The organism is Leptotrichia sp., assembly GCF_057270615.1.
On record NZ_DBHIXN010000006.1, the window covers coordinates 52,169 to 64,638 of the forward strand.

The 12,470-nt window shown below is 28.7% G+C and carries 10 protein-coding genes; 8 read left to right on the plus strand and 2 right to left on the minus strand.

The window, feature by feature from the left end; all coding sequences use genetic code 11:
* Positions 1-120 precede the first annotated feature (120 nt).
* The 3 genes from ACO409_RS02350 to pflA all read left to right on the plus strand — a co-directional run bounded on the left by ACO409_RS02350 (position 121) and on the right by pflA (position 5,068).
* Positions 121-1,539, plus strand: a complete 1,419-nt coding sequence (locus tag ACO409_RS02350) for a hypothetical protein (RefSeq protein WP_485554471.1) — start codon at positions 121-123, stop codon at positions 1,537-1,539.
* A gap of 231 nt (positions 1,540-1,770) precedes the next feature.
* Complete coding sequence (gene pflB, locus ACO409_RS02355; protein WP_485554473.1) at positions 1,771-4,002, plus strand: formate C-acetyltransferase; 2,232 nt, start codon at positions 1,771-1,773, stop codon at positions 4,000-4,002.
* A 337-nt stretch (positions 4,003-4,339) separates the two neighbouring features.
* Positions 4,340-5,068, plus strand: coding sequence for a pyruvate formate-lyase-activating protein (gene pflA / locus ACO409_RS02360; RefSeq protein ID WP_485554488.1), 729 nt, complete (start codon positions 4,340-4,342; stop codon positions 5,066-5,068).
* A 50-nt stretch (positions 5,069-5,118) separates the two neighbouring features.
* Here the strand turns inward: pflA and ACO409_RS02365 are convergent, their stop codons facing one another.
* On the minus strand, positions 5,119-5,436 hold the full coding sequence (locus tag ACO409_RS02365) for a thioredoxin family protein (RefSeq protein WP_485554475.1): 318 nt from the start codon (positions 5,434-5,436) through the stop codon (positions 5,119-5,121).
* Entirely contained in the window at positions 5,437-6,150 is a 714-nt protein-coding gene (locus ACO409_RS02370; RefSeq protein WP_485554477.1) for a type 1 glutamine amidotransferase, read from the minus strand.
* A gap of 229 nt (positions 6,151-6,379) precedes the next feature.
* Here ACO409_RS02370 and ACO409_RS02375 point away from each other — a divergent pair, with 229 nt between their 5' ends.
* The 5 genes from ACO409_RS02375 to ACO409_RS02395 all read left to right on the plus strand — a co-directional run bounded on the left by ACO409_RS02375 (position 6,380) and on the right by ACO409_RS02395 (position 12,309).
* Positions 6,380-7,741 carry a nucleotidyltransferase family protein gene (locus tag ACO409_RS02375; RefSeq protein ID WP_485554479.1) on the plus strand — a complete coding sequence of 454 codons (1,362 nt, stop codon included), beginning with the start codon at positions 6,380-6,382 and terminating at the stop codon, positions 7,739-7,741.
* Between the two features lie 159 nt (positions 7,742-7,900).
* Positions 7,901-8,860 carry an alpha/beta hydrolase gene (locus tag ACO409_RS02380; protein WP_018451357.1) on the plus strand — a complete coding sequence of 320 codons (960 nt, stop codon included), beginning with the start codon at positions 7,901-7,903 and terminating at the stop codon, positions 8,858-8,860.
* Between the two features lie 48 nt (positions 8,861-8,908).
* On the plus strand, positions 8,909-10,237 hold the full coding sequence (locus tag ACO409_RS02385; protein WP_485554481.1) for an MFS transporter: 1,329 nt from the start codon (positions 8,909-8,911) through the stop codon (positions 10,235-10,237).
* 44 nt (positions 10,238-10,281) lie between these two features.
* Positions 10,282-11,100, plus strand: coding sequence for a transketolase (locus tag ACO409_RS02390; RefSeq protein WP_485554483.1), 819 nt, complete (start codon positions 10,282-10,284; stop codon positions 11,098-11,100).
* Positions 11,101-11,382: 282 nt separating this feature from the next.
* The gene (locus ACO409_RS02395; RefSeq protein ID WP_485554484.1) at positions 11,383-12,309 is read left to right on the plus strand and encodes a transketolase family protein; all 927 of its coding nucleotides are present in this window, start codon (positions 11,383-11,385) and stop codon (positions 12,307-12,309) included.
* Positions 12,310-12,470: the final 161 nt, after the last annotated feature.

Genomic DNA, 12,470 nt, shown 5'->3' on the forward strand with positions numbered 1-12,470 from the left:
TTCAAAAATAAGAAAACAAAAAATCTCATCTAAAAAAATAAACTCATAATTGTTATTATGAAAATATTCGTATTCATCAGTATTACGAGTCTAACAAGAAATATGAGGAGTAAACAATCAATGGAAATTGATTTTAATGAGAGTGACATATTAAAAGATATTTTAAATTTTAAAATTGTCAATAGAAAAAAACTGGCTGAAAAATATGGATTTAAAATATTGGATTATACAATTGAACATATAAATACTTTTTTATGTGAAAATAACAATGATATAATACACAAAAGCAAGAATTATTTGTATTATTTTGGAAAATATTATGAAGATTTATTTAAAATAGACGACAGAAGTATAAATATGAAAATGTCATTCAGACGAGAACTCATCCTGCTTATCTTACTACTTGGAAAGGAAAAATTGAATATTTATAAATTCAATAAGCAAATTAGAAGAACTGAAGAAAATACTAAAAATATTCAAAATGATTTAAAACAGCTGCTAAAAATTTACAATATAAAGTATTCAGAATATGTAAAAACAGTAAATACAGAAAAATTGTTTTTAAACAGAAATCATAATCTTAAAGAATTAAGAGAAAATTATTTGAGAGAAATATTGATGAGAAGGATGGAAAAAATTTATATTGGAAAAAGTACATATCAGGAAAATTTTTATTTTAAGATATTACAAGAAATTTTGGAATTAAAAGGAATTAAATATATGAAAAAGCTAATCTTTTTGTATATTGATCAGTTTACTGATATAATTTCGATGTATGAAAAATATTCAATATTGACGTATTTTATTTTAAATTTAAGAAATGAAGATATAAAATTTAAATATTGTATAGAAAGAACTATCGAAAATGAAGAATTTTTCATAATGATAGAAAAAATTTATAAAAGAGAAAAATTGAAAATAAATTATAAGTTTATTACTTTATTTTATAAAAAATTACATAGAAAAAAAAGAAACCCTGAAAAAATATTAAAGGAAATCAACAAAAATTTAATGATTGAAAAGAGCCGTCAAATGTTTGGAATAAAAAAGGTAGAGGTTAAAAAGAAAAAAGAAGATAAAGTAGAAGTTTATAGTATTGCTGAAACGTCTGTAAATTTTGAAAATGAAAACCTGTTAAATAAAAGGCTTGTAAAAAAATATATTCATCTTGATGAAACTTCAAAAATAAAGACTCTAGTTCTTGTTGATGTAGAAGAAAATCAGATTTTAAAGACATTTAGTAAAGTAATAAAATTTTTTAATTTTCTGGAAGTAGTAGAAGTAAATCATTTGAATAATTTTAAAAAAATTATTACAAAAAATAATGCTAACTATGAACAGATATTAATAATTTCTAATTCAAAATTTTTAAATATAATAAGAAATTTTTCGGATATCCCTATTTTTAATATTGTATTAGGAAAAGAAAAAGGGACTTTGCAAAGTAGAACAAATATTTTAAAACAAATGATAAATTTACGTACAATGATGTTTCAATATTTGGAATTTAAAAAAGATAGAAAAATATTTCATAGATAAATTTTATGAGAAATAACCTTCCAAGTGCATAAATTATATAAGTTATTTTTTTCACTATTTTACGGCATTTGGATAACTTTTTTTATAAAAAAATTTTTTAAAAATTTTTCAAAATATATTTGCTTTTATAAAGTTTTTGGGGTATAATAGACACAGAGTCAAGTTCAATATTATAATGATTACAAAAAGATAACAAATAAATTAAAAATTGAAAGGATGTGTTATTGAATAATGGACGCATGGAGAGGATTTAAAGAAGGAAATTGGACAAACAACATTGACGTTACAGAATTCATCAAACTAAATTATACTGAATATTTAGGAGATGACAGTTTTTTGGAAGGACCAACAGAAGCTACTACTGAATTATGGAAAAGTCTTTCAGAAAAATTTAAAGTAGAAAGAGAAAAAGGTATCTATGATGCAGAAACTAAAATACCTTCTCAAATTGATGCTTATGGAGCAGGATATATTAATAAAGATTTGGAACAAATTGTAGGACTTCAAACTGATGCACCTTTAAAAAGAGCAATTTTCCCAAATGGTGGATTAAGAATGGTAAAAAACAGTCTAAATGCTTTTGGATACACATTGGATCCAGAAACTGAAGAAATTTTTACTAAATACAGAAAGACTCATAATGATGGAGTATTTTCAGCTTATACTGATCAAATCAGAAAAGCAAGACATACAGGAATTATTACAGGACTTCCAGATGCTTATGGACGAGGAAGAATTATTGGAGATTACAGAAGAGTTGCACTTTACGGAGTTGACAGATTGATAGCTGATAGAGAAGAACAATTTAAAAACTTAGATCCAGCTGAAATGACAGAAGATGTTATTAGACTTAGAGAAGAAATCTTTGAACAAGTTAAAGCATTAAAAGCATTGAAGAGAATGGCACAAGCTTATGGAATTGATATTTCAGGACCAGCTACTAACGGTAAAGAAGCAGTACAATGGTTGTATTTTGCATACTTAGCTGCTACAAAAGATCAAAATGGAGCTGCAATGAGTATTGGTAGAACTTCTACATTCTTAGATATTTTCTTGGAAAGAGATTTACAAGAAGGAACTTTGACTGAAAAAGAAGCTCAAGAAATAATGGACCACTTTGTAATGAAATTAAGAATAATTAGATTCTTAAGAACACCTGAATATGATGCATTGTTCTCAGGAGATCCAGTTTGGGTAACTGAATCAATTGGAGGAATGGGATTAGACGGAAGATCAATGGTTACAAAAAATTCATTCAGAATTTTACACACATTGTACAACATGGGAACTTCACCTGAACCAAACTTAACAGTTTTATGGAGTGAAAAATTACCTGAAAACTGGAAAAAATTCTGTGCTAAAGTGTCAATTGATACTTCATCAGTACAATATGAAAATGACGACATTATGAGACCACAATTTGGAAATGACTACGGAATCGCATGTTGCGTATCTCCAATGACAATTGGGCATCAAATGCAATTCTTTGGAGCAAGAGTAAACTTGCCAAAAGCATTGTTATATGCAATTAATGGTGGTAAAGATGAAAAATCTAAGATTCAAGTTACACCAGTTGGACAATTTGAACCAATCAAAGGTGAATACTTGGAATTTGATGAAGTATGGGAAAAATTAGATAAAGTGTTAGACTGGTTAGCTTCAACTTATGTTAAAGCATTGAATATTATTCACTATATGCATGACAAATATTCTTATGAAGCATTGGAAATGTCATTGCACGACATCAATATTAGAAGAACAGAAGCATTTGGAATTGCTGGACTTTCAATTATTGCAGATTCACTTGCGGCTATTAAATATGGTAAAGTAAAAGTTGTAAGAGATGAAGAAGGAGATGCAGTTGACTACATCAATGAAAAAGATTATGTTCCATTTGGAAATAATGACGATGCAACTGACCAATTTGCAGTAGATATTACAAGAAGATTTATGAACAAATTGAGAACTCATAAAATGTATAGAGATGCAATCCCTACACAATCAGTATTGACAATTACTTCAAATGTTGTATATGGTAAGAAAACAGGAAATACACCTGATGGAAGAAGAGCTGGAGCACCATTTGGTCCAGGAGCAAACCCTATGCATGGAAGAGATACAAGAGGAGCTGTTGCTTCACTTGCTTCAGTAGCAAAAATCCCATTTGAAGATGCAAACGATGGAATTTCTTATACATTCGCAATTACACCAGAAACATTAGGTAAAAATGCAAATGAAAAACAAACTAACTTAGTTGGATTAATGGATGGATACTTCAATCAAACAGGACACCACTTAAATGTAAATGTATTCGGAAGAGATTTACTAGAAGATGCAATGGAACATCCTGAAAATTATCCACAATTGACAATCAGAGTTTCTGGATATGCAGTAAACTTTGTTAAATTGACTAGAGAACAACAATTAGATGTAATTAACAGAACAATTTCAAACAAAATGTAATTTTTGAAAGTTTAAAAATTTAATTGCTAAAATAAATTTAATAAATTGTTAGAAATATGAAAAATGTCGCATAGTTTCATAAGAATATGAGTTATGCGGCATTATTTTCTATTATGTGGCTTGAAATTTAATTTATAATAAATTTGTTAGATGTTATTTCTCATTTTTTGGTAATAGATTTATTATGGATTTTCAGTATTAGCAAGAGGTATTTTCCTCTTGTCATAAAATAAATAAAGTTTGATGTTGATGACATAGTCAATAAATTTAAAATAAAATTTAAGTTATTGAACAAATTTATTGAATATAAAGAGAAAGAGAGAAAATTAATATGGAAATAAAAGGGTATATTCATTCATTTGAATCTTTTGGGACAAAGGATGGACCAGGAATTAGATTTGTGCTGTTTTTACAGGGATGTCCTTTGAGATGCTTGTATTGCCATAATGTAGATACTTGGGAAATTAAAGATAAAAAGATGGTAATGACAGCACAGGAAGTTATGAAGGAAATTTTAAAAGTGAAAGGATTTATAAAAAGTGGCGGAGTTACTGTATCTGGTGGTGAGCCTTTGATGCAGCCTGAATTTTTGATAGAATTATTTAAACTTTGCCGTGAAAATAAGATTCATACAGCACTTGATACATCTGGATATATTTTTAATGAAAAGGCAAAAAAAGTATTGGATCTTGTAGATATGGTACTTCTTGACATTAAACATATAAATCCTGAAAAATATAAAATATTGACTTCTGTAGATTTGGAAAATACGCTAAAATTTTCAGAGTACTTGAAGGAAATAAATAAACCAGTCTGGTTAAGATATGTATTAGTTCCAGGATATTCCGATGATGAAAAAGATTTGCATGACTGGGCAAAATTTGTATCACAGCTTACAAATATAGAAAGGGTGGATATATTGCCATTTCATCAAATGGGAAAATCAAAGTGGGAAAAAATGAAAAAAGTATATAAATTACAGGATACGCCGACTCCTACGAAAGAATTGATTGGTAAAGCTGAGGATATTTTTAGATCTTATGGGTTAAGAATGTTGGAAAAATAAAATTAAGGGAATTGGTTCTAGTTTTATTAGAATCAGTTCCCTTTTGGTATTTATTTATTTTCACTTATTTGTTCAATTCTATAATTTAATTCGTCAAAATCAATAATTTTAGCTTGTCTGTGTATCTCTCTGCCTTCATAAAATAGAATAACTACTGGGACTGAAAATAGACTTAATTGCCCAACAGCTTCAGGAATTTCAGAGGCTTCGATATGATAAGCGGTAAAATTTTTCTCATTAACAATTTTCTCAACTTTTGGCATATCAGAGTGACAGACGCTGCAATTATTCATTGAAACGTATAATAAAAAATATTTTTCTTCTTTTATTTTATTCAGTATTTGTTCATAATTTTCAAGTTTTTGCATTTAATTATTCCTTTTTGTAAGATTGTCCAAAAATTCATAAAGAAGATTATTCATCTCATTATACTCGTTATTGCGGATTGTTTGAGGTGATTGGACAAATGGTAAAGCTTGGCTTTTCTTTTCAAGATCTTTGTCTGAATTAATTAATAATTCTGCCACTTTTTTTGTGAATTCAAGATGGCATTGAAAGCCGTAGTGCTTTTTGCTGTATTTTATAATTTGTCGTGGACATCCTTTGCTTTTTGCTAAAATTTTTGCTGTGTCAGGCAGTCCTGGCATATCGCTGTGCCAATGTCCAGTTATAGCTTGTTTTCCAAAATGTTTAATATTTTCATCTTCTAATCCAGCTTCAGTTAGTTCAATTGGAAAATTTCCAATTTCACAAGAAGGGCTTTTTTCTGTAGTTCCACCATAAGCTTCTCCTAAAAGTTGAGCTCCAAGACAAACTCCAACTATGTATTTATCAGCTTTTATAGCCTTTTTAATCAAATTAATTTCAGCTTTTGGGTCAAAATAAGGAAACTCGCTGTTATCTCCAATTGGACTTTGAGGACCTCCCATTACTATTAAAAAATCAAATGAATCTACATTTTCAGGAAGTTTTTCGTTTTGATAGACTTTTGTCATTGCGACATCGTGTCCAGAAAGTGCTGCCCAAGAAAGGTAAGCTCCTGGAACTTCAAATGTTTCGTGTAATATAAAGTGTATTTTCATTGTTTGTGCTCCTTTAAATTTTAGATTTTTGGTAAAGTCACTTTAAAATTAAGATTTTATTCAAATTTTAAGATCAGAGAGACTAACTGTATTATATAATTTTTATCAAGAAAATTCAAGAAAAGGATTTAAACAAGAAATTTTTTAAAGAAATTAAAAAAACTTATAAAAATTAGATGGATATATGATATAATATGTGTAACATAAGAGAAGTTTTTAGGAGAAAAAATTGTTAAAAATAGGAATTGTAGCTGAATACAATCCGTTTCACAATGGTCATTTGTATCAAATCAGGAAAATTAAAGAAATATTTGGAAAAAATGTTTTTATTGCAGTTGTGATAAGTGGAGATTTTGTTCAGCGGGGAGAAATTTCATTTTTGGAGAAATGGGAGAAAACTCAGGTTAATTTAGAGCATGGAGTTAATTTAGTCGCAGAGCTTCCACTTTACTATTCAATTCAAAATGCTGAGATTTTTTCAAAGATGGCGACACGAATTTTGGATTATTTGGGAATGGATATTCAGGTTTTTGGAGCAGAAGAAGAAAACATTGAGGTTTTGCAAAAGGTTCTTGATTTGCAGAAAAGTCAGGATTATAAGGACAAACTTATGGGATATATGAAAAAAGGCAATAGTTACAGCACTTCTCAAAGATTGGCATTGAAGGAATATGAACTGGATGGAATTGTAAAGTCGAATAATATTTTGGCTTTGGAATATATGCGTGAGATTGAGAAAAGTAATCTTAAAATAAAGCCGTTTATTATAAAAAGGGAAATTTCAGAATATAATGAAGAAAAAATCGAAAAAGATAGGGAAGAATTTGTGAGTGCTTCATTTTTGCGAAATGAACTGGAAAAAATATTAGAAGAATTTTATGAAGATAAAAATTTAAAATTAGAAAAGTTTATTTTGGAGAAGATGGAAAAAATTAAGAAATTTGTACCAGAAAAATCTTTTGAAATAATTTTTAAAAATTTAGAATTTAAAATAAAAAATGAAACTGATTTTCAAAAATTAAAGGAAGAAATCTTTAAAATCGTAAAATATAAAATTTTGACTGAAAAAAAAGAAAAAATAATGGAAATTTATGACATTAATTGTGAAATTTATGCTAGAATAGACAGGGGAGTAGCAATTTCAAAAAATTATAGGGAATTTTTGGAAAATACGAAGTCAAGAAACTTATCAAACAGGCGTGTGGAGCGGATTATTTTAAATATTTTGCTAAACATAAAGGCTGAAATGATGGATTTTGAGATAAATTATGTCAGAATTTTGGGATTTGATAAAAAGGGACAGGAATATTTGAAAAAAATTCGAGAAAATAATAATTTTGAAAATATTGAGGGGAAAAATGGTTTTGAGAAAAAAAATATTTTTGTAAATTGGAAGGATATTGAAAAATTTGGAAGTTTTTCTGAAAATAATGAGAATATGGGAAATTTAGAAAATATAAAAAATTTTAAAATTCAAGAAAATTTTTACAAAAAAATAAAAATTGAAAAAAATGGATTTTTATTAAAAGAATTGTTTTTGGAAAAAAGGGAAAAATTGAATCCAATTGTTTATTTGAATAATCAAAATTAAAATATAGGCAGCTATAAAAGTAAAATCTTTAAAAATTAAGCAATAGCATTAAGGAATCAAAATTTCCCTTGTCAAAAATTATTAAAAGATGATATTGTTTAAAGAGATTTTATATGCTTTTATAAATGTTAAAAAATTAAAGTAGAATAGGAGTGAGTTATGGGAACGGAGTTATTAATAATAGTTAATGTACTATTTATGATATTTTTCTTTGTGATTGCATATTTGTCAATACGGTATTTTATTAATCAGATTGAGAAATATCCAAGAATCACATTTGAAGAGGTGTATAATAGTAAAAAGTTAAGACAGAAGTATAATATTGAGAATAATAAGGCAAATCCTTATGATTATGGTTATAATTTTAAGGAAATTGAGTATAAATCAGGGAAAATCCAGCTTTATGGGTGGCTTATTGAAAATAAGGAAGCTGCAAAAACTATGATTATTTCCCATGGGCGTGGCGTGAATAGATTAGCGGCATTACAGTATTTGGGGATGTTTAAGGATATTGGGCTTGATAAGGAGTATAATTTTTTTATTCCAGATTTGAGAAATTCTGGAAAATCTGATGTGGCTAGAACTAAGATGGGATATTGCTTTGGGCAGGATATTTTTCATACTATGGAAATGCTGAATGAAAAGTTTGGAAAGAATAATTTTACGCTTTATGGGTTTTCACAAGGGGGAATGGGATCTGCCATTGCTTCTAAAATGTATATAAAGACACTTAGAAAAAAAGGGATAATTATTGAAAAACTAATATTGGACAGTTCAATTTCAAATATAAGAAAGAGAATTAAGGAAGATGCAAGAAAACGTCGTGTTCCAAAATTTATTGTAAGTGTTATTGTAAGAATCTTTAATTTTAGAGTTGGAAGTCATCTTGATAAATTAAAATTGTCGTATTTGCTAAAAAGAATACCGACTTTGATAATTCAGTCTAAAAATGATAAAGCGACAACTTATGGAATGCTTATGGAAGAATACAACGAATTGGCACAAAATGAACATATCAGATTAAAGGTTTTTGAAAAAGGTTCACATACCAGAATTTATGCTGATCCTGATTGTAAAGATGAATATGCCAAAGCAGTAAAGGAATTTTTGGTAAATTAATATAAGATAAAAATAATATAAATAAAAAGCAGAAAGGTAAAAAAATTAATGAGTTCAAGGTTAACGAAAAAAAGTTATATAATTTATGGGCTTGGTGTTTCATATTTTATGATTGACCAGATTTATAATCAATGGCTGTCGTATTATTATTTGCCGCCTGAAACGGAAAAAAATTTAGTTCCGTTGCTAAAGCCTCAGTATTTAGTTCTGGCATTTATTTTTGCGAGGATTATTGATGCAATATCAGATCCTGTAGTAGGATTTTTATCAGATAATTCCAAATCACGTTTTGGAAAAAGGTCAATATTTATGCTAATTGGAGGATTACCGCTTGGACTTCTTACAATTATGTATTTTTATCCAGTTAAAAGTTCGCAGCTAGCAACACTTATTTATTTGTCGATTGTTGGAGGACTGTATTTTACAGCTTATACTTTGGTTGCAGCACCGTATAATGCCTTAATTCCAGATTTGGCTTCCAATAAGGAGGAAAGGCTTAACCTTTCTACAATGCAGTCGACTTTTAGGCTTATATTTACTGGGATTGCGATGGTTCTGCCTGGTATTTTGATTTCAAAATTGGGAAGAATAAATGGAGTTCTAAATACAGAAGTTGGAATACGTAAAACAGTAATTTTAATTACAATATTGTCAGTTTTGGGAATTTATGCGTGCGTATTTTTTCTAAAGGAAAAACAGCTTACACAAAATCGTCCTAAGACTGAATCGCTAGGATTTATAAAATCAATTTCACATTTGAAGAATAAAGAAATTATTTTGTATTTTTTGGGATATTTCTTTTTCTTTTGCGGATTTAACATACTTCGTGGGGATTTGACGTATTATTTGAGTACTGTAATGCAAAAAGATATTAAATATTTGACTGTAATATCAGTTGTGCTGTTTGGAATGGCAGGATTATTTTTTCCGATTACAAATAAATTTGGAAAAAAATATTCATATAAAAAAATATTGATTGTGGATATGCTGCTTTTGATAATAGGTACTTTTGGACTGCTATTTATTAATAAAAATAATTCAGTTTTTGCATATTTACTTTTTGTGATTTGCGGAACGGGATTGAGTGGTGCGGCATTTATTTTTCCACAAGCAATGCTTAGTGAAATTTCTGCAAAATTGTCAGAAACGAAAAAAGTAAGTCTGGAAGGATTTATGTTTGGAATACAGGGAATGTTTTTAAAACTAGCTTTTCTAGTGCAGCAAGTTGTTCAGTCAACTTTACTAGTTGTTGGAAATCAAAATATTCAAAATGGTGTAAAGGGTGCAACTGAACTAGGAGTTAAAGTAACACTTGTTGTGGCATTGGTTCTGTTTGGTGTTTCATTGTTTTTTTATAATTTAAAAAAGGAAGATTAATTTAGTTAATTGTTATTATTTATAAATAAAAAATGGAGGTTTTTATGGAAATAAGAGATTTACAAAAAAAGGCAAAAATATTAAGAAAAGATATTATTGAAATGGTTTATGGAGCGAAATCGGGGCATCCGGGAGGTTCGCTTTCAATTGCTGATATTTTGGCTGTGCTTTACTGGAAAGAAATGAATATTGATCCAAAAAATCCAAAAATGGAAAATCGTGATAGATTAGTGCTTAGTAAAGGTCATGCAGCCCCTGCACTTTATGCAGCTTTAATTGAAAAGGGATTTTTGGGTGATGAAGGAAGAAATCTTATTCCAACATTGAGAAAATGGCATTCTCCACTTCAAGGACATCCTGACATGAAAAAATTAGTTGGAGTTGAAATGTCAACAGGTTCGCTTGGACAAGGACTTTCAGCAGCCAATGGAATGGCTTTGAGTGCGAAAATTTATAAAAATAATTATAGAGTTTATGCAATTTTGGGAGATGGAGAATTGCAGGAAGGGCAAATTTGGGAAGCAGTTATGACTGCTGCACATTATAAACTTGATAATTTAGTTGCGATAGTTGATTATAACAATTTACAAATTGATGGAAAAGTTTCGGATGTAATGAATGTTGCTCCGATTGGAGAAAAATTTAAGGCATTTGATTGGAATGTAATTGAAATTGATGGACATAATTATGAAGAAATTATAAATGCCCTTGATACAGCAAGAACAGTTAAAGGTAAACCGACAGTTATCGTTGCAAATACTGTAAAAGGTAAAGGCGTTTCATTTATGGAAAATAATGCAGGATTTCACGGAGCTGCTCCAAATGAGGAAGAATATAAAAAAGCAATGGAAGAATTGAGCTAAGATTTTTAAATAAAGTAGTAATTAAAAATAAAAGTTGTAAAAAATAGACTTATTTGGAAACTATTAAGCAATTAAAATTATGAAAAAGCAAATATTCTGAAGAGCAGCTTGATTTTTTGTGAAAATAAAAAAAATTGAGTTAATGAGCATGTCTATTTATATGAAAAAATTCCTGTACTCTTTAAAAAAATTGAAGAAAATAAAGAGAAAAAGCTACATTAACAGGATTTCATAAATTTTTACAAATGAGCAAATATCAATATTAAAAATAGGAGAATAATAATGGAAAAAAAATCAACTAGAGTGGCTTATGGGGAAGCACTGGTTAAATTGGGAAAAATAAATAAAGATATAGTAGTATTGGAAGCTGATTTGTCAAAATCGACAATGACTGCATATTTCCAAAAGGAATTTCCAGAAAGACATATAAATGTTGGAATTGCAGAAGCTGATATGATTGTAACTGCAGCAGGGATTGCAACAACTGGTAAAATAGCATTTGCTTCGACTTTTGCACATTTTGCGGCAGGGCGTGCTTTTGATCAAATTAGAAATTCGGTAGCATATACTCAATTAAATGTAAAAATTTGTCCGACTCACGCAGGAATTTCGTTAGGAGAAGATGGAGGTTCGCATCAATCAGTTGAAGATGTAGCTTTAATGCGTGCAGTTCCAGGAATGGTTGTATTATCTCCAGCAGATGCAGTTGAAACAGAGAAAATGATTTTTGCAGTAGCTGAATATGAAGGACCTGTTTATGTAAGACTTGGAAGATTAAATATTCCAGTATTATTTGATGAAAATTATAAATTTGAAATAGGAAAAGCTGTAACTTTAACACAAGGTAATGATGTAGCAATATTGGCAACAGGACTTATGGTTTCAGAAGCTTTAAAAGCTGCAAAATTATTGGAAGAAAAAGGTATAAAAGCAAGAGTAATTAATGTTTCAACAATAAAACCACTTGATAAAGAAACAGTTTTAAAAGCTGCAAAAGAATGTAAATTTATTGTAACAAGTGAAGAACATTCAGTAATTGGTGGATTAGGTAGTGCAGTTTCAGAATACTTATCAGAAGTTCATCCAACAAAAGTAATAAAACATGGAATACAAGATATTTTTGGACAAAGTGCAGATGGAGAAACTATGCTTACAAATTATGGGTTAAGAGCTAAAAATATTGTAGAATTAGTTTTGAAAAATATTTAATTTTTAAAACGCGAATTTTTGTTACATACTTGCATTTATTTTCTAAATATGCTATAATAAAGGCGATAAAAAGCAGATTAATAAAAAACAAAAAAAATCAAAATAAAACGGAGGAAAAATTAAAATGGCAAAAGCTAAATTCGAAAGAAGCAAACCACACG

Bases quoted from the DNA above. Each gene is read 5' to 3' on its own strand.
- ACO409_RS02385 (WP_485554481.1), top strand. From the start codon at position 8,909: ATGAGTTCAAGGTTAACGAAAAAAAGTTATATAATTTATGGGCTTGGT.
- ACO409_RS02390 (WP_485554483.1), top strand. From the start codon at position 10,282: ATGGAAATAAGAGATTTACAAAAAAAGGCAAAAATATTAAGAAAAGAT.
- ACO409_RS02380 (WP_018451357.1), top strand. From the start codon at position 7,901: ATGGGAACGGAGTTATTAATAATAGTTAATGTACTATTTATGATATTT.
- ACO409_RS02365 (WP_485554475.1), bottom strand. From the start codon at position 5,436: ATGCAAAAACTTGAAAATTATGAACAAATACTGAATAAAATAAAAGAA.
- ACO409_RS02370 (WP_485554477.1), bottom strand. From the start codon at position 6,150: ATGAAAATACACTTTATATTACACGAAACATTTGAAGTTCCAGGAGCT.
- pflB (WP_485554473.1), top strand. From the start codon at position 1,771: ATGGACGCATGGAGAGGATTTAAAGAAGGAAATTGGACAAACAACATT.
- ACO409_RS02395 (WP_485554484.1), top strand. From the start codon at position 11,383: ATGGAAAAAAAATCAACTAGAGTGGCTTATGGGGAAGCACTGGTTAAA.
- ACO409_RS02350 (WP_485554471.1), top strand. From the start codon at position 121: ATGGAAATTGATTTTAATGAGAGTGACATATTAAAAGATATTTTAAAT.